The organism is Nocardia sp. NPDC041819, from assembly GCF_055590505.1.
Genome location: NZ_JBVJAP010000002.1, coordinates 404,912 through 424,349 on the forward strand (window position 1 = coordinate 404,912; position 19,438 = coordinate 424,349).

General features: G+C 68.5%; 19 protein-coding genes. 10 read left to right on the plus strand and 9 right to left on the minus strand.

Going from position 1 to position 19,438, the window contains the following annotated elements:
* The first annotated feature begins 1 nt into the window (after position 1).
* Both ACZ6DL_RS08595 and ACZ6DL_RS08600 read left to right on the plus strand, forming a co-directional pair.
* On the plus strand, positions 2-703 hold the full coding sequence (locus ACZ6DL_RS08595; RefSeq protein WP_466049979.1) for a 5-oxoprolinase subunit B family protein: 702 nt from the start codon (positions 2-4) through the stop codon (positions 701-703).
* On the plus strand, positions 700-1,557 hold the full coding sequence (locus ACZ6DL_RS08600) for a 5-oxoprolinase subunit C family protein (protein ID WP_466049980.1): 858 nt from the start codon (positions 700-702) through the stop codon (positions 1,555-1,557). Before ACZ6DL_RS08595 ends, ACZ6DL_RS08600 begins: the two co-directional genes overlap by 4 nt.
* Here the strand turns inward: ACZ6DL_RS08600 and ACZ6DL_RS08605 are convergent.
* Positions 1,527-3,206 carry a DUF4185 domain-containing protein gene (locus tag ACZ6DL_RS08605; RefSeq protein WP_466050484.1) on the minus strand — a complete coding sequence of 560 codons (1,680 nt, stop codon included), beginning with the start codon at positions 3,204-3,206 and terminating at the stop codon, positions 1,527-1,529. The genes ACZ6DL_RS08600 and ACZ6DL_RS08605 overlap by 31 nt on opposite strands.
* A gap of 243 nt (positions 3,207-3,449) precedes the next feature.
* On the opposite strand from ACZ6DL_RS08605, the gene ACZ6DL_RS08610 reads away from it, so the two are divergent.
* On the plus strand, positions 3,450-3,944 hold the full coding sequence (locus ACZ6DL_RS08610) for a hypothetical protein (protein WP_466049981.1): 495 nt from the start codon (positions 3,450-3,452) through the stop codon (positions 3,942-3,944).
* On the opposite strand, the gene ACZ6DL_RS08615 is transcribed toward ACZ6DL_RS08610, so the two are convergent.
* Together ACZ6DL_RS08615 and ACZ6DL_RS08620 are read right to left on the minus strand one after the other, a co-directional pair.
* Positions 3,937-5,286 (minus strand): MFS transporter, encoded by a 1,350-nt coding sequence (locus tag ACZ6DL_RS08615; RefSeq protein ID WP_466049982.1) that lies wholly within the window; start codon positions 5,284-5,286, stop codon positions 3,937-3,939. The genes ACZ6DL_RS08610 and ACZ6DL_RS08615 overlap by 8 nt on opposite strands.
* A 73-nt stretch (positions 5,287-5,359) precedes the next feature.
* The gene (locus ACZ6DL_RS08620) at positions 5,360-5,824 is read right to left on the minus strand and encodes an NUDIX domain-containing protein (protein WP_466049983.1); all 465 of its coding nucleotides are present in this window, start codon (positions 5,822-5,824) and stop codon (positions 5,360-5,362) included.
* A gap of 235 nt (positions 5,825-6,059) precedes the next feature.
* Here ACZ6DL_RS08620 and ACZ6DL_RS08625 point away from each other — a divergent pair, with 235 nt between their 5' ends.
* Positions 6,060-6,848: a pirin family protein gene (locus ACZ6DL_RS08625; protein ID WP_466049984.1), complete on the plus strand. Its 789-nt coding sequence runs from the start codon at positions 6,060-6,062 to the stop codon at positions 6,846-6,848.
* A 114-nt stretch (positions 6,849-6,962) separates the two neighbouring features.
* Entirely contained in the window at positions 6,963-7,466 is a 504-nt protein-coding gene (locus ACZ6DL_RS08630; RefSeq protein ID WP_466049985.1) for a DUF4190 domain-containing protein, read from the plus strand.
* On the opposite strand, the gene ACZ6DL_RS08635 is transcribed toward ACZ6DL_RS08630, so the two are convergent.
* Positions 7,435-7,959 (minus strand): hypothetical protein, encoded by a 525-nt coding sequence (locus ACZ6DL_RS08635; RefSeq protein WP_040871356.1) that lies wholly within the window; start codon positions 7,957-7,959, stop codon positions 7,435-7,437. The genes ACZ6DL_RS08630 and ACZ6DL_RS08635 overlap by 32 nt on opposite strands.
* A 133-nt stretch (positions 7,960-8,092) precedes the next feature.
* Between ACZ6DL_RS08635 and ACZ6DL_RS08640 the strand changes: the two genes are divergently transcribed.
* From ACZ6DL_RS08640 to ACZ6DL_RS08650, 3 genes are all read left to right on the plus strand, one after another.
* Positions 8,093-8,944 carry a Scr1 family TA system antitoxin-like transcriptional regulator gene (locus ACZ6DL_RS08640; protein ID WP_063050333.1) on the plus strand — a complete coding sequence of 284 codons (852 nt, stop codon included), beginning with the start codon at positions 8,093-8,095 and terminating at the stop codon, positions 8,942-8,944.
* Positions 8,945-8,954: 10 nt separating this feature from the next.
* Positions 8,955-9,329, plus strand: a complete 375-nt coding sequence (locus tag ACZ6DL_RS08645) for a DUF397 domain-containing protein (RefSeq protein ID WP_466049986.1) — start codon at positions 8,955-8,957, stop codon at positions 9,327-9,329.
* Between the two features lie 73 nt (positions 9,330-9,402).
* Positions 9,403-11,421, plus strand: coding sequence for a M13 family metallopeptidase (locus tag ACZ6DL_RS08650; RefSeq protein WP_466049987.1), 2,019 nt, complete (start codon positions 9,403-9,405; stop codon positions 11,419-11,421).
* A gap of 207 nt (positions 11,422-11,628) precedes the next feature.
* Here ACZ6DL_RS08650 and ACZ6DL_RS08655 read toward each other — a convergent pair whose 3' ends face one another.
* From ACZ6DL_RS08655 to ACZ6DL_RS08670, 4 genes are all read right to left on the minus strand, one after another.
* Positions 11,629-12,528, minus strand: a complete 900-nt coding sequence (locus ACZ6DL_RS08655) for a L,D-transpeptidase (RefSeq protein WP_393231686.1) — start codon at positions 12,526-12,528, stop codon at positions 11,629-11,631.
* Positions 12,529-12,835: 307 nt separating this feature from the next.
* On the minus strand, positions 12,836-14,206 hold the full coding sequence (locus ACZ6DL_RS08660) for a cytochrome P450 (RefSeq protein WP_466049988.1): 1,371 nt from the start codon (positions 14,204-14,206) through the stop codon (positions 12,836-12,838).
* 50 nt (positions 14,207-14,256) lie between these two features.
* Complete coding sequence (locus ACZ6DL_RS08665; RefSeq protein ID WP_466050485.1) at positions 14,257-15,444, minus strand: serine hydrolase domain-containing protein; 1,188 nt, start codon at positions 15,442-15,444, stop codon at positions 14,257-14,259.
* Positions 15,445-15,571: 127 nt separating this feature from the next.
* Complete coding sequence (locus ACZ6DL_RS08670; protein ID WP_357041072.1) at positions 15,572-16,081, minus strand: DUF6764 family protein; 510 nt, start codon at positions 16,079-16,081, stop codon at positions 15,572-15,574.
* A 188-nt stretch (positions 16,082-16,269) separates the two neighbouring features.
* Here ACZ6DL_RS08670 and lppU point away from each other — a divergent pair, with 188 nt between their 5' ends.
* Positions 16,270-16,896, plus strand: a complete 627-nt coding sequence (gene lppU, locus ACZ6DL_RS08675) for an LppU family putative lipoprotein (RefSeq protein WP_466049989.1) — start codon at positions 16,270-16,272, stop codon at positions 16,894-16,896.
* Positions 16,897-16,936: 40 nt separating this feature from the next.
* Positions 16,937-18,388: an MFS transporter gene (locus ACZ6DL_RS08680; protein WP_466049990.1), complete on the plus strand. Its 1,452-nt coding sequence runs from the start codon at positions 16,937-16,939 to the stop codon at positions 18,386-18,388.
* A gap of 52 nt (positions 18,389-18,440) precedes the next feature.
* On the opposite strand, the gene ACZ6DL_RS08685 is transcribed toward ACZ6DL_RS08680, so the two are convergent.
* Positions 18,441-19,115, minus strand: a complete 675-nt coding sequence (locus ACZ6DL_RS08685) for a S1 family peptidase (RefSeq protein WP_040871286.1) — start codon at positions 19,113-19,115, stop codon at positions 18,441-18,443.
* Positions 19,116-19,438: the final 323 nt, after the last annotated feature.

The window sequence follows — 19,438 nt, forward strand, 5'->3', positions numbered from 1 at the left end:
CATGAAGACGAAGGGCACGGTGACGCACGCGCAGCGGCAGGCGGCCGAGGAGGCGATCCGCGCGGCGGGTGATCGGGCGCTGTTGATCACCCCCCAACGGTGTGCGGTGGTCGCGGAACTCGTGACCGCGCTGCGGGAGCGTCCGGTACCGGGTGTGCAGGATCTGCTTCCGGCCGCGGAAACCCTATTGCTGACACTCGATTCACCACGCGCCGCGGAATCGGTCCGCCGGGCGCTGACGACGCTCCTGATCGCATTGCACGCCGAGGGGCCGACCGCTGTTTCCCGTGGAACATCGCGCGCTTCGCGGGCCGAGCCGGTGTCGATCCCGGTGCGCTACGACGGGGCCGACCTCGACGAGGTGGCCCGGATGCTGGAAGTCACGACCGCGGAGGTGATCGCCGCGCATACCGGCACGGTGTGGAGGTGTGCTTTCGTCGGATTCGCGCCGGGATTCGGCTACCTGGAATCGCCCGACGGCCGGTTGTCCGTTCCGCGCAGAGCGCAGGCGCGTACGTCGATTCCGGCGGGCGCGGTCGCACTCGCCGGTGGATACAGCGCCGTGTACCCGCGGAGCACACCCGGCGGGTGGCAGCTGATCGGCACCACCGACCTCAGGATGTGGGATGCCGAGCGCGATCCGCCCGCGCTGATCCGAGCGGGCGCCGCGGTTCGCTTCGTCGACGCGAGGGACGGCCGATGATCGTCGTCGAGCAGGTCGGTCCCCTGGCGACCATCCAGGATCTCGGACGGCCGGGCTGGTTCGACTCCGGTGTCGGTCCCGCGGGGGCGGCGGATCGCGCGTCCCTGCGGCTGGCCAATCGGCTGGTCGGCAACCCGGAGGGGCACGCGGCCGTCGAAGTGCTGCTCGGGGGCCTCGCGCTGCACGCGGAAGAGCACGTCATGCTGGCGGTCACGGGCGCCCCCGCGCCCACCACGGTCGACGGCAGGCCGGTCGGTCACGCGAGTGTGCTGGAACTCGAACCGGGACAAACCCTCCGGCTGGCCTACGCGTCCGTCGGCCTGCGCAGCTATGTCGCGGTGCGCGGCGGCATCGACGTACCGGAGACGCTCGGTTCCCGCAGCCGCGACACCATGTCGGGCTTGGGCCCGGAGCCGTTGGAGAAGGGCGATCGCCTTCCGATCGGGCCGTCTCCGCACACGATTCCGGTCGTGGACGTCGCCCCGGTCGCCGACTTGCCCGCGGCCGTCGTCACCGTACGGGCCGTGCTCGGTCCGCGCGACGATTGGTTCACCGACGCCACGGTCTTGTTCGAGGGCGAGTGGGAGGTCTCCACCGATACCGACCGGATCGGCGCCCGATTGGCACGCCGCCGCGGCCCACCGCTGACCCGCAAGGTCACCCGCGAACTGCCGACCGAGGGCATGGCACTCGGCTCGATCCAGGTGCCACCGAGCGGACAGCCGGTCGTCTTCCTCGCCGATCACCCGGTCACGGGCGGCTATCCGGTGATCGCGGTGGTCCTCGACGCCGACGTCGACGCCATCGCGCAGACCCGGCCCGGTCAGCCCGTCCGGTTCATGCGGGTGGGCTGACCACGCTTCGCGCCCGGCTGGAGCCGGGCGTGCATGAGATACACGTTGTAGCTGTCCCACGCCGAGAGCGTGAAGTACAGGTCCTCGCCGGTCGACCACGGATGGATGAATCCGCCGTAGGACTTCGGATAGTCGGCGGTGGACACCAGCGGGATCGCGTCCGTCCACGCCCCCTGCGGGCTCGCCGCGGCACGCAGCACGATCGCGCCCCGGGCGGAATCCAGGTAGACCATCTGCCACTGCTCGGTCTCCCGGTCGTAGCGCACCGAGAGCTCGCTCGCCATACCGAGGATCAGAGGGGTGGCTCGATTCTCGGCCGCGGGCGCCCAGCTGCCGCCCACCCAGTACTGATAGGCGGACCTGTTCAGGATCTGGCGTTTCGGGACCCGGGCCAGTGCGATCGTGCCGATCCGTCCGTTGGGTGTGCCGAACATGTAGACGTAGTCACCGTGCGGCACCATCGCCGCGACCTGGAATTTACCGAGACCGAACAGGTTCTCCCATTTGGCATGCTGATCTTTCTTCCAGGTGCGTCCGCGGTCGTCGGAGTAGGCGATGCCGCCGTAGTTGGTCCACCACAGGCCCGGGATGCGGCTCCACCTGTTCACCGACATATAGCTGAGGTACTGCCGGTTCCCGACGGCGAACCCGGAGGTCGGGATGGTGGTCGTCTCCCAGTTCTTGATTTTGCGGCTGCCCAGGATCTCCGCGGCGTGGCAGCGGCTGTCCTGCGCGAAGGTATCCAAGGTCAGGCCGTCGGACAGCTCGCGGTCGGTGCTGAAACCGATGACGTTGCTGCGCCAGTCCTGGTCGTCGTTGCCCGCGCCACCGACACCCCAGCCTTCGCCGAAGGTGTCGCCGAAGACGACGGCGACCTCACCGGGCGCGGTCTCCCACATCAGGCCGAGATCCGTGCCGTCGACCTGCCAGCGCATGTCGGTGCGGTTCGCCGAACCGTGCCCGGTCACCTGCTCGACCAGCTCGACCGACTCGACCGCAGGCGCGGTCACCGGCGCCGTGAGCGGACCCGGTTCGGCCGGATGGACCACCTCGGGTGGCGCCGGTTGCGGCTCCTCGCCGGGACCACCGGGCACCGGGACCGGAATCGGCTCGACCTCCGGTTTGAACTCGACGCGCGGGAGTTTCACCGGCGCACCGGAACCGCTGCCCGAACCGGATCCCGAGGCGGAGCCGGAACCACTGCCCGAATCGGGCACCGAGGCGGAACCGGAGGAACCGGTTCCCTCGTCGGTGCCGGTCTCGGGCGTCGGGCTCGGATCGGGATCGGGTTCAGGATGCTCGGGATAGTCCCTGATGTCCGGGCACGGGTTGTCGCACGGGTTCTCCGGCAGCGGGTCGGGGACGATCCGCGTGTTGTCCTGCGGCGGATCGGGCACCGGAACCGGCGTGAGTTCCGGGATCGGCACCGGGATGTCGATCTGCGGCGGTAGCGGCGGCGGAGGCGGTTGCGAGGGATCGGGCTCGCGAGCGAGCGGGTCGAACCCCACCTCACCGCAGCTGTTCACCGGAGGCGGCGCCCACGGGAACGGCGCGCTCTGTGCGGTGGGCAGCGGCACGATGAGGACGCCGACGAGCAGCGCGCCGAACAGGACCGGTGCACAGGGGGTTTTGATTCCGCAGGTGCGCATCAGGTCGGCCCGGCCGCGGTCATCACGCGATCGGGCGCCCGGTGACGGACCGAGTTCCCCACGCGCCCAGCAGTTCTCGTACCGCATCGGGGGTGTGCACCGGAAAACCCATGTCGTATCGACTCCTGTCGGTCGGCCGCTGACAGGTCAACTTACCGGAACAACCACCGCGAACGGGGGACGGCGAATCGAAAAAGCGCCGCGTGATGGAACCCGCGCCGTACCGCGCGCGTCCAAGAACATATGAACGAGATCGAGTACGTGTTCGGTACCGGTGACGGACCCGTGCACGTCTGGGCCAGCCAGGCCGACCTGGAACTCGGCGACACTGGCGCGGCCGACGCGGTGCGGCTGGACTTCGACGGGGACGGCATCGCCGATGACGCTCTGTGGGATCCGGCGGGTTCGGGCCGCGCCGGCATCGCGGCGCTGGATCTCGACGACGACGGTGTGCCCGACCATTTCTTCACCGATCCCGCCGGCCTCGGCACGTGGAATCACCAAATCACCGGCCTGCCCGGCGATGCGGCCAGCGAGCCGCTGGACTGGATCGTGCGCACGGAGGCGGACGTGCCGGATCGTGCGCTCGGCGATGCACGATTATCGGAGGCACAGGCGACTTCCGATTCCGCGGCCGCATCGCCCGGCGACTCGGCGGCCGAGAGTATGCCCGAGCACCTGACGCACCGACTGAACCGTGGCGTGCGCAACCTCGGCGACGAACCTTTCATCAACTGATCGTCCGGCGGCGCGTGTTCAACGCGATGGCCGCGATTCCGGCGGCGTAGGCGGCGGCACCGGTCAGCACCACGATCGCCGATCGACCGTCGTCCGGAATGATCAGGGCAGCGGCCGCGATCGCCAGCACGAACGTGATGTTGAAAACCGTGTCCTGCAACGCGAACACCTGACCGCGGCGGGCGTCGTCGATATCGATCTGCATGGTCGCGTCGCCGGTCAGTTTGATCGTCTGCCCGGCGAGTCCGAGCAGGAAGGCGCCGGCCAAGAGGAGTTCGTGGGCGCGCTCCACCGCGGCGCCCGAATCGGCGAACGCGATCGGCGTGACCAGCGTCAGCTGCACCAGCATGGCGGTGATCAAACCGGCGACCACGGTGCGCGCCCGTCCCAGCCGGGGAATGAGCAGGGGCGCGACAACGGCCGCCACCAGCATGCCCGCCGCGGTGGCGGCGATCGCGACGCCGAAACCGACCAGACCACCACTGAGGCCGGTGCCGTCCACCGGGGCCTGGCGCAGCACCAGCACCATGATCAGCGTATTCACGCCGAAGACGATCCGGTGGGTGCCGATGCCCAACATCGCCGTCGTGACCGCTCTCGATTCCCATACCGCCGTGGCACCGGTACGCAGGCCGGTAGCGATCGCGTGCACGGTGTTCTCGCCCTTCGCCGCGTCGGGCGCCGGACCGAGCACCCTCGGCCGGAAACCCGTTGCCAGCGCCGCGCCGATCAGCGACCCGGTCCCGCTGATCGCGACCGCGACCGCCGAGGCGAAGTCACCCGCCCCAATCAGCCCGATCACCCCCACCGCCACGGCCGCACCCGCGCCGGCACACCCGGAGGCGATCGTGGCCAGCACCGAGTTCATCGGCACCAGCCAGGCCTGCGCCAGCACCCGTGGCAGCGCGGCCGAGACGCCCGCCAAGACGAATCTGCTGACGCCCACCACCGCCAAGGCCAGCAACAGCAGCGGTGTCTCGCCGACTCCGGCGAGCAACCCCACGCCGACCAGCGCGATCAGCACCGCGCGCAGCACGTTGGCCACCAGCAGCACGGCCCGCCGGTCCCAGCGATCCAGCAGTGCGCCCGCGTACGGTCCGATCAGCGAATACGGCAGCAGCAGCACCGCGAAGCCCGCCGCGATGGCCAGCGGATCGGTCTGCCGCTCGGGGTTGAACAGGATCGCGCCCGACAACGCCGCCTGGAACATCCCATCGCCGAACTGCCCGGCGAAACGCACCACGGCCAGACGCGACACGCCCGGGCTTTCCCGAAGTGTGGCGCGCAGCCCACCCGGCCGTTGCTCCGCGGGAGTGAGGCCTTCGGCGTGACCAGTCGACACGTCCGCGAGCGTACTGCGTTCACCGACGACGCCGCGCAACCGCGCGTCGGCCGCGAACAATACGGCGCGCGAGTCAGACCCGGTCGACCAGCGAGCTCACCGTCGCGCGCATGTCCGGCGCCATCGGCAGCTCGTCGAGGGCGCCCGCGTCGATCCAGGCGAACGCGTCGTGCTCTCCTGGCGCGAGGACGACATCGCCCGGCTCGGCCTCCACCACGAAGCTGTATTTCCGCACTTTCGACTTGGTGCGGGTGGCGTAATCGAATCCACCGAGGAAGTCGAGCACGGCGCGCAGCCGCAGGCCCGTTTCCTCCAGCAATTCCCGCTCGACGCACTCGGCGAAAGTCTCCCCCGATTCGACTCCTCCGCCGGGCAGTTCGTACATACCGCCGTGATAGTCGTCGGCGACCCGGCGCACCACCAGGAGCCGCCCTTCGCGGAACACCGCGACGCCGACCACGAAATGCGCGATGCCGTCGCGGCGCGCTTCGCTGCGGAGTTGCTGCTCGATCCGGGTCAGGTCATCGGATTCCAGCACGTCGTTCCCTCCGGTCGGCGTTGTGGCGCTTGGCAATCGGGGCCGGACGACGATATCCGGCGAGGTCGCCCGACGTTTCGACGTACCGGTTGGTTCTGCTCGCCTCCCGTTCACCTTCCGGTCGCTCGCGTAAAATGCCGAGTGCGGCACAATTTACTAGGAATGCGGAGTACCGCGGCGGAAGTGCTCCTACCCTGAATGGCGATCGGTGCACGGTCCCGAGAGGAGGACCATGATGTCCACACTCACGACACCACACATCGATGTCCACCGTGGCGGCGACCGTATGAAGACGCGGGTCTCCTGGCTGGATTCGAAGCATTCGTTCTCCTTCGGGGAGCATTACGATCCCGACAACACCCACCACGGCCTGCTGTTGGTCAACAACGAGGACGTCGTCTCGCCCGGGCAGGGTTTCGACACCCACCCGCACCGGGACATGGAGATCGTCACCTGGGTGCTCGGTGGCAGTCTGGTGCACCAGGACTCCCTTGGCCACAGCGGTGTCATCTATCCCGGGCTGGCCCAGCGGATGAGCGCGGGCACCGGCATCCTGCATTCGGAGAAGAACGACTCGTGGCGGCTGGACGGCCGCATCTCCGAACACGAGGAACCCGTGCATTTCGTGCAGATGTGGGTCGTGCCCGACGAGCCGGGTCTGACTCCGGGCTACGAGCAGCTCGAGATCGATGACGAACTCGCGGGAGGCGGTCTGGTCACGGTTGCCTCGGGCTTGCCCCGATACCGGGATAGCACCGCCATCGCCATCAACAGCAGTCATTCGGCGCTGCATGTGGCGCGCATGGCCGGCGCGGAGCCGGATGCCGAGCCGGTCATCGATCTGCCCGATGCGCCGTACCTGCACTTGTTCGTGGCGCGCGGGGAGGTGGACATGGAAGGAGTCGGCCCGCTCTACGAGGGCGATGCGGTGCGTTTGACCAGGTCGGGCGGCCAGCGTGTGGTGGCGCGACGGCCTTCGGAAATCCTGGTCTGGGAGATGCACGCGCGGCTGGGCGCCCAGTAGCCGGTTCGCATTAACATCCGTCCGCGGGGCGCGCGATCAGTAGGCGACGGCCGCGCCGCCTCGGACCACCTCGTCCGGACCGAGCATCGCGAGGCACCGACGGAGAGGAAGTCCATGTCGCAATATCCACCCCCGCCGCCCGGCCACTACCCGCCGCAGGGTCAGTACCCGCAGCCACCCGGCGGCCAGTACCCCGGTCAGCCCTCCTACTGGCAGGAATCGCCGAAGGGTCGAGGTCTGGCGATCACCGCGCTGGTTCTCGGCATCCTCGCGTTGCTGTTCTTCTGGACGATCATCGGCGGCTATGTCTGCGGCATCTTCGCCGTCATCCTCGGCATCGTCGCGATTTTCAAGGCCCGCGCCGGCACCGCGGGTGGCATGGGGATGGCGATCGCCGGTGTCGTGCTCGGTGTGCTGGGCATCGTGGGCGCCGTCCTGCTCACCGTCGTGGGTTACAGCTTCTTCGTGAACTCGGGTGGCAAGGACTTCGTGGACTGCGTGAACAAAGCGGGCGACGACCAGTCCAAGATCGAACAGTGCGAGCGCGACTGGAACGAGAAGCTGCAGGACAAGTACAGCATCACGCTCACTCCGCCGCCCGCGCCGACACCCCGGTAGCCGCGGCGCACGCTCGGGTCGTGGCGATCACCTCGGCGAAGTCGCGGCGGAAGTCGCGGTCGGGCGCCACGACCCAGGTTCGGTAGCCGCCGTGCTCGTCGGCAGGTGACGGCAGTACGAGGTGGCTGCCCGGCAGTGCGATCGCGGCGCAGATCCGGAACAGGTCGGCGAACAGTCCGGTGTCCAGGTACGAGTTGTCGGTGGGGCCGGTCAGGAAGGTCCATCGGTTCGCGCGCGGATGCGCGATGATCGGTCCCGGCCGGGGCTCGGGCCCGGCGGTCAAGCGTTCGCGCACCCGGCGACCGAACTCGGCGGGCATCACGACCGCTCCGACCGAGCCGACTTCCAGCATGATGCGGCCGAGCATCGGGTCCACGAGGCCGTACAACCCGTTGTTCTCGCGATAGGTACGGCAGCGAGCGAACGCGTCCTGGATCGACGGGAAGTCCGTGGACGCGAGATGCCTGCCCGATTCGATGCGCGATGTACTCATGTCGAACAACCTCGCCTCGCTGTGGTGGACGCGTGCTCGGAAGAAACGATCGCTGCCATGACCCTAGCCCTGGGCAAGTCGCTTGACAATAGTCACCCGGAGCGCGCGTCGGCGTGGGCGTAGCATCCTGCCCATGGCACCCCTCTCGCCCACCGTTGCCCGCTGGGAGCTGGTGCTGCGGTTGCGTGAACTGCGGGAACAGCGGGGGTTCGACTCGGCGGGCTTCGCCAGGCGAGTGGGCTTCACGCCGGCGAACTGGTCGCACGTGGAGAAGGGCAGACGGGTACTCACCACCGAGACCATCGGCCCGGTGCTCGAACTGCTCGAGGTGGAAGCCGAGGAGCGGGCGGAGCTGCTGACCCTGTTGGAGGCCAGCAAGCAGCGCGGATGGTGGGCGAAGTCCTCGGCGTTGATCGGACCGGAACTGCAGCGGCTCTACGGCATGGAATACGGCGCGCAGAGCATCCGCAGCTACGACAGCCTCGTCGTGCCGGGCTTGTTGCAGACCGAGGACTACGCCCGCGCCCTGATCAGTGCCGATGTGATGATCCGTCCGGTCCAGGTCGAGCAGTTGGTGGCGATCCGGATGCGGCGCCAAGAGCGGCTGCGCGGCGCGGATCCGGTGGAACTCACGGCGGTGTTCGGTGAGGGCACGCTGTTACAGCAGACCGGGGGTCCGGATGTGCTGCGCGGACAGCTGAACTACCTTGCCGCGTTGATCGAGGAAGTGGACACCGTGGAGGTGCGCGTGATCCCGTTCGCGGCCACCGCGGGCGCGGTGCTCGGCGGCTCCAGCTTCCACCTCATCGACTTCGCCGGTGAACAGCTGCCCACGTTCGGCTGGGTGGAGAGCGCGGTGTTCGGCGGCGCCGTCGAAGACCCGGATCTGGTCCGCGATCTACGCTTCGCGTACCTGCGCGCGGTGGACCAGTCGCTCTCACGAGCGGAGTCATTAGCGCTGATCAGACGCTATTCTCGCGTGTAAAATCCTGCCCATGGCCATCACCGCACGGCCGGCACGCACCGGCTGGTTCACATCGACCAGATCGAACAATGGCAACCAATGCGTCGAGGTCAGGTTCGAGGGTGATGCGGTGCTCATCCGTGACAGCAAATATCGCCGCGACCCGGCGAACCGCCCCGGCGACGAGCCCGTCATCACCGTGACCGCGGCCGAGTGGACCGCTTTCCTCGACGCCGTGCGCACCGGCGGGCGATCGAACGGCGAACTGCGCGCGCACCCCGCCGCCGGCGGTCACACCGCACTGCGTCACGGCGGAATCACCCTCACCTACACCCCTGAGGAGTGGGACGCCTTCCTGCTCGGCGCACGCGACGGCGAATTCGATCGCATCGTCGTGCCCGCCTGATCTCCCCTGCTCGCCACCCCCCGGGCCCGCCGTGCCCGGGGGCCGACTCACGCTTGTCGGCATACTGGACACCGTGACTTCCGAACTGACCCGTCCTTCCGGTATCGACCTGTCCCACCTCGACGAGGACGTGCGGGTGCAGGACGATTTGTTCGCGCACGTCAACGGCAAATGGCTGGCCGACTATCAGATCCCCGCCGACCGGGCGGTGGACGGCGCCTTCCGCGCGCTGTACGACCAGGCGGAGCTGGACGTGCAGGCAATCATCCAGAACGCCGCGGCCGCCGACGCCGAGCCGGGCAGCGAAGCCCGCAAGATCGGTGACCTGTACTCCAGCTTCATGAACACCGACGCGGTGGCCGCCGCCGGGCTCGCGCCGATCGCGGCCGAGCTCGCGGCGATCGCCGAGGTCGGCGACAAGGGGACTTTCGCGTCGCTGCTCGGCCGGTTGCAGCGCACCGGCGTCGGGGGCGCCGTCGGCGTTTTCGTCGACACCGATGACAAGGACTCCAACCGCTATCTGGCGCACGCCACCCAGTCCGGCATCGGCCTGCCCGACGAGTCGTACTACCGGCAGGACGAGTTCGCCGAGATCCGCGCGAAATACATCGCGCACATCAACCGCATGTTCGCCCTGGCCGCCGCCGACCCGCAGGTCGCCGGGCTGCTGCCGGAGGATCTCGGCACCGTCGGAGAACGCGTCTTCGAGCTGGAGCGCAAACTGGCCGCCGGGCACTGGGACGTGGTGCGCCGCCGGGACGCCGAACTCAGATACAACCTGACCACCTTCGATGCGCTGGTCGCCGACAACCCCGAGTTCGATTGGGCTGCTTGGACTTCCGCCCTGGCCGAAGGCGCGGACGCGGCAGGCCCCGAGCTGTTCGCCGAGTCGGTGGTGCATCAGCCGGATTATCTGCGTACGTTCGCGCGGCTGTGGGCCGACGAGCCGCTCGCGGACTGGCAGGCATGGGCGGCATGGCGAGTGCTCCGCGCGCGGGCGCCGTATCTGACCGACGAGGTGGTCGAGGAGAACTTCGACTTCTACGGCCGCACGCTCACCGGCGCCGAGGAGAACCGGGAACGCTGGAAGCGCGGGGTCGCGCTGGTGCAGAGTCTGCTCGGTGAGGCGGTCGGCAAACTATATGTGGCCGAGCATTTCCCGCCCGAAGCCAAAGCGCGCATGGTCGGACTGGTGGCCAACTTGCAGGAGGCCTATCGCCGCAATATCGCCGAGCTGGAGTGGATGGGCGAGGGCACCAGGCTCGCCGCGCTGGCGAAGCTGGAGAAGTTCACCCCGAAGATCGGCTACCCGGACAAGTGGCGGGACTACTCGGGCGTGGTGATCGACCCGGCCGATCTGGTGGGCAACTACCGCAGAGGCTATGCGGCCGAACACGATCGGGATCTGAAGAAGCTCGGCGGTCCGGTCGACCGGGACGAGTGGTTCATGACCCCGCAGACGGTGAACGCCTACTACAACCCCGGCATGAACGAGATCGTCTTCCCGGCCGCCATCCTCCAACCGCCGTTCTTCGACATGAACGCCGACGACGCGGCCAACTACGGCGGTATCGGCGCGGTGATCGGCCACGAGATCGGGCACGGCTTCGACGACCAGGGTTCGAAGTACGACGGTGACGGCAACATGGTGGACTGGTGGACCGACGAGGACCGCGCCGAATTCGGCAAGCGGACAAGGGCACTGATCGATCAGTACGACGTGCTTTCCCCGAAGGACCTGCCGGACGAGCACACGGTGAACGGCCGGTTCACCATCGGCGAGAACATCGGCGACCTCGGCGGCCTCTCCATCGCGCTGGAGGCGTACAAGATCTCGCTGGGCGGCGCCCCCGCACCGGAGATCGACGGGCTCACCGGCCTGCAACGGGTGTTCTTCGGCTGGGCGCAAGTGTGGCGCACGAAAGCCCGTGCGGAGGAAGCCGTCCGCAGGCTCGCCACCGATCCGCACTCCCCGGCGGAGTTCCGCTGCAACGCGGTCGTGCGCAACATCGACAGCTTCCACGAGGCGTTCGACCTGAAACCCGGTGATGCGCTCTACCTGGATCCCGCTGAGCGTGTGAAGATCTGGTGATTCGCCGAGCCGGGGCGGTCGCCAGCGGCCGTCTCGGCTCGGACGGTCGAGTGCCGCGGGACAGCCGGTCACCGAGCCGCACCTGAAAGCGGCGGTCGACTCTCGCGACCACTATCCGAATACAGCGAAAGCCGAACATCACGATCGACTACTGCGAGTCTTCGATCGTAATGTTCGGCTTCGCGCCGATCCGGGGTTACCGAATCGTCAGTTCCAGTCGCCCAGGCCGTCGCTCGCGCTGAGCGTGCCGCCCTGGGTGTTCTGCACGACGACCGGGTCGCCGCGGCGCGCGTTCTCGAAGAACCACTTGGCGTCCTCGGTGCTGACGTTCAGGCAGCCGTGGCTGGCGTTGGACACGCCCTGCTGCGCGACCGACCAAGGAGCCGCGTGCACGAAGATGCCGCTGTTGGAGATGCGGGTGGCGTACTCGACCTCGAGCTTGTAGCCCTCCGGGTCGGTGACCGGCACGCCGTAGGTCGACGAGTCCATGGTCATCTTGCGCAGCTGCTCGCCCACGATGTAGGTGCCGTTCGGCGTCTCGTGCTTGGGCTTGCCCATCGAGGTGGGCATCTCCTTCACCACCTCGCCGTTGCGGGTGATGGTGATGGTGTGGGTCTCGTCATCGGCGGTGGTCACGAAGGCGTCGCCGATGCGGAAGGAGCTGGTGGTGCCGCCCGCCTGGACCTGCACGTCGGTGTTGTCCGGCCAGAACTCGTCCGGACGCCAGCGCACCTGCTTGTCACCGCGCCAGTAGAAGTGGCCGGGGGCGGCCTTCGACGAGGTGATCTGGATGGCCTTCTCGGCGGTGGCGTGGTCGGTCACCGGCTCCTTGAAGGTGATGATGATCGGCTGCGCGACGCCGACGACCTCGCCGTCGGCGATGTTGATCGAGGGCGGGGCGAAGTTCGCCTGCGGCGCGGGCTCGGTGGCCGCGGCGGCCGATCCGGTGCCGAGACCCGGGATCGGTTCGGCGTGAGCAGGCGCGACGAGCAGAACACCGGCCGCCGCGATCGCGGCGGACAGCAGGGCGCCCTCACGCATCCGGCGGGTCAGCCGCGCTCCCTTGCGGCGAGCAGGCAACGATCCGGTGTGCAAAGCGACATGCATAGGTTTCTCGTCCATTCCATCTCTCGCGCGCACGCGTAAGCGCGCGTGGCGAGATCTTTCATTTCAGCGCGGAGCCAGAAGAGCGCCCCACTGGTATCGACGGCCCGACCCGTCGTCCATTCCTACCGTCCCGGCGCGCCCCCTAGCCACCGGCGTTTCAGAGTGATACAGCAACCGTGCTCGTTGTGGCCTGAGTCACAATCACTTCCTTTGGGTATCGGTGCGGGCAAACCTCCCGGTCACGACGGAACGGACAGCATCGGCGCGGAGCCGACGAGCGTGTGAAAGTTGGTTCACCGCAAACCAGTTAGTGACCAAGCTCACTGGTCACCTCGAACGAAATCGGGCGATGCGGACCGGTCGCGATGTTGTGCGGAACCGAGCGCGGGACGCCTCTGCGCGCATATCGCGGGGGCAGCCGCAGGCTTACCCGCCCGAGGATGGTGGCCAGCGCGATCCGCAACTCGTAGTCCGCGAGGGCCGCGCCGACGCAGCGCCGGTGGCCGCCGCCGAACGGGGCGAACTCGAACGGCCGGTAGCGGCGCTCGGTGAAGCGACCTGGGTCGAAGCGCCGCGGGTCCGGCCACACCTCCGGATCGGAGTGCAGCAACGGCACCGCGATCCCGACGGTCTCCCCCGGGGCGAGCGCCACTCCGCGCAGCGCGAAAGGCTCGATCAGGCGACGCAGGACGATCGGAACCGGCGGGTGCAACCGCAGCGTCTCCTGGCAGACGGCATCCAGGTAAGGCAGTGCGGCCGGCTCCGCCGGGCTCGCCTCCGGGCCTGCGTCGCGCAGCTCCCGCCGCAGCCGCGCCAAGACCTCCGGCGCGCGATGCAGCCGGAACAGCGCCCAGACCAGGGTTGTCGCGGTGGTCTCGTGCCCGGCCACCAGCAAGGTGCGTACCTGCTCGCAGAGCTCGTCATCCGCGGCGGCGTCCGGGTACGCGGACAGCAGCACGTCGAGCACGTCGCCGGGCTGTGCGGCGACGTGCCCGCGCCTGCGCGCGATGTCGGCCCGGATCAAACGATCCAGTCGTTCGCGCGCGGCGCGAAACCGTTCCCAGGGTCCGTGCCCGCGCAGTCCGTGCCGCAGCGCGGGTACCAGGAGCAACGGCCCGGAGAACGCGGTGAGGAATTCCGTCACCGCGGTGGCGTACTCCGCTTGCCGCCGCGGGTCGCACACGCCGAACACCGCCGTGGTGATCACCCGAAGTGTGAGCGCACGCGCCGCCGCCCGCGCGTCGACCCGCGCGCCCGCCGCCCACACCTGACCGCTCTCCCCGGCCATCTCGCGCAAGGTGGCTTCCCGGATGAGCGCGCCGTACTCCCGTATCCGTGCGCTGTGGAAGGCGGGGGCGAGCAGCGCGCGGTCGCGGCGGTGGCGCGGCCCCGAGGCCAGGATCAGCGACGCGGCGCCGACCATCGGTTCGATCGGGTTCGGCCGCGGTGGCTCGGAGAAATCCGCCGGTGAGCGAAAGATCTCCTGGGCGCCGACGGCCGTCCCGGTGAACAGCACGGCGCCGAATCCCGGAAAACGGACATAGAACGGATCGCCTTCGCGCGCTCTGCGCCACCGGAAGTACCGGTCGAAATCGATCCCCGCAGCCACGGCGTGCAGTGCGGTCGAGCGCGGCACACGTGGTCCGGCGCGGTGGTCACCCGTATCGGCTCGACGCATGCGCACATCCATATCGAGAACTACGAAGCCGCCGCCGGAGCGGTTCGACGCTAACCCGGGGCCTGCTTGTGCTTGCGCACCGTGGTCTGCGCCGTCGCAGCCAGCCGCGCGAGCCTGGCATCGCCGAGTGCGGTCACCATGCTGCCGAGCCCGTTGGTCACGAACGCGATCGACATGCCGAGATCCGGGTCCGCGTACGCGCCGGAGCCGCCCACGCCGTAGTGGCCGAACGCATGCCGCGGCTGCTGCTTGGACATCAATACCGGGCGGTGATAGCCGAGCGTGAAGGTGATCGGCAGACCGAGCACGTAATCGCGGCTGTGGGCCGACTGCGCCCGGCCGATCGTCGCGATCGTCTCCGGCGCCAGGAACCGCACGACCTGCTGCGAGTGGCCGGTGTAGACCACTCCGCCATTGGCCAGCGCGCCGTACATCCGCGCCAGTGCGCGCGCCGAGAAGACGCCGTTCCAGCCCGGCATCACCGCGTCGTGCACCCGGGGGTCGCGGACCAGCTCGTCGAAACTCTCCGGCATGCCCGCCTCGGCGAGCCCGCGCACCGGCCGCACCCAGGACAGCACCGAGGAGGCGGTGTTCCAGCGGATGCCCGGCGGCCCGAGCGGTCGGAAGATCTTGGCGATCCGGTGTCGCTCGGACTCCGGGACGCGGAACCAGTACTCGTCCAACCCGAGCGGCTCGGCGATCTCGGTGCGCAACACCTCGGTGAACGGTGTGCCCGTCGCCCGCTGCACGAGTTCGGCGACCAGCCAGCCGAAGGTGATCGCGTGGTAGCCGGAGGTGCGGATGCGCCGGGGGTCCGGCGGGCTGTCGGCCAGCGCCCGGACCACGGCGTCGTAGTTCAGGATGCCTTCGCGGCCTGGCACCAGGCCGCGCACCCGGTGCAAGCCGGCGCGGTGACAGAGCACGTCGCGAACCGTGATGTCGTCTTTGCCGTGCGCGGCGAACTCCGGCCAGTACTCGGCCACCGGGATGTCGTAGCCGATCAGACCCCGTTCGGCCAAGCGGTGGACAACGGTCGAGGCGACGCCCTTACCGGTGGAGAAGGTCAGCGCGACGGTATCGCCGTTCCAGCGCCGCTCCTTGTCCGCCCAGCCGGCCCAGATGTCGACCACGGGCCTGCCGTCGAGGTAGACCGCCAGCGCACCGCCGCCGCGCGCGGGTTGGGCGAACAGGCCGAAGAATTGATCGGCCAGTCGGATGAAACGCGGGTCGACCAGCATCTCGCGCGGTGCCGCCAGCTTGTCGCGGGCCGAATCGGCGGGCTCGAAGTCGTCCGCCGCCATTGCCGAAACCATGGGGTCACCTCCTGACCGCCGTTATCCGGGCTGGTCAACCAGGGTAACCCGTTCAGTGGGTCTGCCAGAGCCCAAAAGGGGTGGCAAGGCACGCGTCGCCGCTGTCGGCGTTCCACGCGAAGGCCGCGACGCCCAGACAGACGACCGACTGTTCGGCGGTTTCCACCCCCGCTCGCGATCCTTCGAGTGCGATCGAGATCGCGAACGTCCGTGCCGCCGGGTCGTCGTTGGTCGAGGTCAGCGCGACCGCGTCCGGGCCGAGGCCGACCGCGACCGGAACTCCGCCCGCGCCTTCGCTGGCACCGACGCCGCCCGCCGCACCGATGCCGATGGCCGTGGCGCCGAGGGTCGCGTTGGCGTAGCCGACCCCATCGATCCCGCTGGCCCTTGCCGAGCCGTAACTGTCGGTCGCCGCGCGGCAGGCCGTCTCCCCATCGATGACGGTGATGTCGGTCCCGTGGTCCGATCGGCAGTGCACGTCGGCAGCGGCCGCCACCCCCGGAACGACGAGGGAGCCTCCGATCGCGGCGGTCGAACACACGATTGCGCTGATCAGCTTCACCCGGGGACTCCTCTCGGACCAGAAATCCCACCATACCCAGACTTGTTGGCAGCGGTTCGTTTCCGCCTTCGGCTCGACGTGCGCTCGGTCCATGGTGTATTCATGGCGTGGTATTTCAAGCACAGCCAAGGCAACTTCGGATCACGGGGGCGTGAGTTCGCCGGCGTTACAGCTCGGGAGGACTGTACGTGTCTCGTCAACTGACCTGGGGGCGTCTCGCCTTCGCCGGATTCGCCATCGCGGCGGGATTGTCGCTGGTCGGCTGTAGTTCCACGATCAGCGGTACCGCCCAGCCCGCCGTGGACAACGGGACGATCGACGCGGTGTCGGTGACCAGCACGCCGAAACCGTCGTCGGGCAAGCCCACTCCGAGCACCAGCAAGCCGACGACGAGCAAGCCGAGCGGCAATACCGACTTCGACGCGAACGTCAACGACTGCGTGAAACTCGGCGGCACCACCACCAACGCCACCATCGAGAAGGCGTCGTGCGGCAGCCGTGAGTCGAACTACAAGGTGATCGACAAGAAGGCGAAGAGCTCGCAGTGCAGCAGCGACGCCGACAACTACTACGCCGAGACCATCAACGGCATCGAGCAGGGTGCGCTGTGCCTGGACATCGATTGGGTGGTCGGCGGCTGCATGGATGTCGGTGGTGACGACCCCAAGCGCATCGACTGCGCCGGCTCGTCGCCGTCGAAGGGCGTGAAGGTGGTCAAGATCCAGCAGGGCGCCGATGACGTCAGCGTCTGCGGCAGCGGCACCGGGTACGTCTACGACAAGCGCCGCTTCGTCGTCTGCGTCCAGGAACTCTGACCGGGACTTCCCACCGCCTGCGGGCCGCTAGGTTGGGGTGGTGAGCACCACCGAGCTACCGCGGCTGCAATCCGGCACGGGTCGCTGGATTCTGCTGGCCACCATCCTGGGCTCGTCGGTCGCCTCGCTCGACGCGACGGTCGTGAACATCGCGCTGCCGCGGATCGGCGAATCGCTGGATACCGATGTCGCCGGGCTGCAGTGGACGTTGAACGGGTACACCCTGACGCTCGCCTCGTTCATCCTGCTCGGCGGCTCGCTCGGCGACAAGCTCGGTCGGCGCCGGGTCTTCGTGTGGGGAACCGTGGCGTTCGCGCTGGCGTCGGTGTTGTGCGGCGTCGCGACGACCATCGAGATGCTGGTCGCGGCCCGGATCCTGCAGGGTGTCGCGGGCGCGATGCTCACGCCGGGCAGCCTGGCGCTGATCTCCTCGTCCATCGATCGGCGCGACCAAGGCGCGGCGATCGGCCTGTGGTCCGGTTTCGGCGGCGTGGCGGGCGCGCTCGGGCCGTTCCTCGGCGGCTGGCTCATCGAGGTCGCGGGCTGGCGGTCCATCTTCTTCCTCAACGTTCCGCTGACCCTGGTCGTCGTCCTGGTCGCGCTGCGGCACGTGCCCGAGAGCCGCGATCCCGACGCCGCCGCCGAACTCGACGTGCCCGGCGCACTGGTGGTGGCCCTGGCGCTCGGTGCGCTGACCCTCGGACTGATCGACACCATGCCTTCACTCATCGTGGCCGGTGTCGTGCTGCTCGGAGCCTTCGTTGTGATCGAGCTGCGCAGCGATCATCCGCTGGTGCCGCCCGCCCTGTTCGGCTCGCGGGTGTTCACCGCGGCGAATCTCGTGACGCTCGCGGTCTACGCCGCCCTCGGTGGCGTGTTCTTCCTGCTGGTGCTGGAACTGCAACTGGTGGCCGGATACTCGCCGCTGATGTCCGGGGTCGCGACCGTGCCGGTCACGGTGATCATGCTGGCGCTCTCCGCCCCCGCCGGACGTTGGGCGCAAGTGCACGGGCCGCGCATCCCCATGACCGCCGGACCGCTGCTGGCGGCGGCGGGCCTGGTGCTTCTGCTGCACATCGGACCCGAGACCAGGTACTTCGTCGATGTGCTTCCGGGCGTCCTCGTGTTCGGGCTGGGGCTCGCGGTGCTGGTCGCGCCGCTGACCGGCGCGGTGCTGGGCGCGGTGCCCGCGAGCGAGGCCGGCATCGCCTCGGGGGTGAACAACGCCGTCGCGCGCACCGCGCAGCTGCTCGCGGTGGCGGCGCTGCCCGGGGTCGCGGGCATCTCGGGTGCGCTTGGTGATCCGGCCGCCTTCGACGACGGCTTCGCCACCGCGATGTGGCTGTGTGCCGGGCTGCTGGTGACCGGCGCGGTGCTCGCCGCCGTGCTGCTGCGTCCTGAGCGGCACGCGCCCGCGTTGGACAGCGTCGACTGCATGCCGCAGTGCGCTGTCGCGGGTCCGGCGGTGGCGCCGGCTCCGAGCGAAAATTAAGCGGCCCGAACGGATCGCTCCGCTCGGGCCGCAAGTCGAAAGTGTGGTCCGCTCAGATCGGGACGTAACCCGTGCCGACGCCGCCGCGTGCGTTGATGTCGGCCACGATGGCGCTCATGTTGGTACCGACCTCAGGACCGAAGCACGCGAGGGCCAGATAGGCGTTGACCATGCCCACCAGCGTCGTCCCGACGACCACCGGCGCACCGGAGTCGCCTTCCACCACGCACATCTGGCTCCAGGTCTCGACGTTCGTCCGGAAGACGTCACCCCAGGCGATACCACAGGTGTTGCCGGTGGTGCGCCCTTCCTTGCACACGATCTGCGGGAAGTTGGCCGGTGCGCCCAGCCCGGTGATGGTGACATTGCCGATCCGGTTCACCGGGGTGATCTTGCCCGGATCGAACTGGATGACGGCGTAGTCCAGGTCGTGGTTGGAGTAGGCGAACCGGCCGATCACGCCCGCCTCCCGATCGGCTTCGGCGTAGACCTGCGCGCCCGGGTCGCCGCAGTGGCCCGCGGTCAAGCCGACCAGACGTCCCGCGTTGTCATGGCCGACAGTCGTGACCGTGCACTCGAACTGGTTGTCGATGATGATGCCGGATCCACCGCCCAACACCGGCGGGCCCGTTTGGGCGTTCGCGGCCCCTGTGCCCGTGCCGAGCAGCGCCGCGCCCAGGGCGACGGCGAAGGCGGCGTTGGCCACCTTGGCGAGTTTGCTGAACATGTCCCTCCAGACGTCGGAAGCCCGCACGATATCAATCTGTCGCACCCATCGTGTCAGTAAACGATCTCGGGCGCGTCACCACTACGGGGTTGTCCCCACTGCTCCGCGCTTCAACCCTATTTCGTACAACTGAGATGGAATGTATCTTACGCGCCTAATAGCATTCGGCTATCACAATTGTGAAAAGCCTGTGGCCGTTAGTGTCCGAGTGATAGTAAGGAGCAGTTGTGTTGGTCTCCGGAAACAAATCTGATTTTCGATGAGAATTATCCAAAGAAATTAGTCGAATCGCCGTTGCGGATCCCGGATTCGTGCAGCTGGGC

What these genes read in the sequence shown, in the direction of transcription:
- ACZ6DL_RS08655 (WP_393231686.1), bottom strand. Translation starts at nt 12,528, where the DNA reads ATGCATGTCGCTTTGCACACCGGATCGTTGCCTGCTCGCCGCAAGGGA.
- ACZ6DL_RS08595 (WP_466049979.1), top strand. Translation starts at nt 2, where the DNA reads ATGAAGACGAAGGGCACGGTGACGCACGCGCAGCGGCAGGCGGCCGAG.
- ACZ6DL_RS08630 (WP_466049985.1), top strand. Translation starts at nt 6,963, where the DNA reads ATGTCGCAATATCCACCCCCGCCGCCCGGCCACTACCCGCCGCAGGGT.
- ACZ6DL_RS08665 (WP_466050485.1), bottom strand. Translation starts at nt 15,444, where the DNA reads ATGCTGGTCGACCCGCGTTTCATCCGACTGGCCGATCAATTCTTCGGC.
- ACZ6DL_RS08610 (WP_466049981.1), top strand. Translation starts at nt 3,450, where the DNA reads ATGAACGAGATCGAGTACGTGTTCGGTACCGGTGACGGACCCGTGCAC.
- ACZ6DL_RS08605 (WP_466050484.1), bottom strand. Translation starts at nt 3,206, where the DNA reads ATGCGCACCTGCGGAATCAAAACCCCCTGTGCACCGGTCCTGTTCGGC.
- ACZ6DL_RS08660 (WP_466049988.1), bottom strand. Translation starts at nt 14,206, where the DNA reads ATGCGTCGAGCCGATACGGGTGACCACCGCGCCGGACCACGTGTGCCG.
- ACZ6DL_RS08635 (WP_040871356.1), bottom strand. Translation starts at nt 7,959, where the DNA reads ATGAGTACATCGCGCATCGAATCGGGCAGGCATCTCGCGTCCACGGAC.
- ACZ6DL_RS08640 (WP_063050333.1), top strand. Translation starts at nt 8,093, where the DNA reads ATGGCACCCCTCTCGCCCACCGTTGCCCGCTGGGAGCTGGTGCTGCGG.
- ACZ6DL_RS08600 (WP_466049980.1), top strand. Translation starts at nt 700, where the DNA reads ATGATCGTCGTCGAGCAGGTCGGTCCCCTGGCGACCATCCAGGATCTC.
- ACZ6DL_RS08625 (WP_466049984.1), top strand. Translation starts at nt 6,060, where the DNA reads ATGTCCACACTCACGACACCACACATCGATGTCCACCGTGGCGGCGAC.
- ACZ6DL_RS08645 (WP_466049986.1), top strand. Translation starts at nt 8,955, where the DNA reads ATGGCCATCACCGCACGGCCGGCACGCACCGGCTGGTTCACATCGACC.
- ACZ6DL_RS08685 (WP_040871286.1), bottom strand. Translation starts at nt 19,115, where the DNA reads ATGTTCAGCAAACTCGCCAAGGTGGCCAACGCCGCCTTCGCCGTCGCC.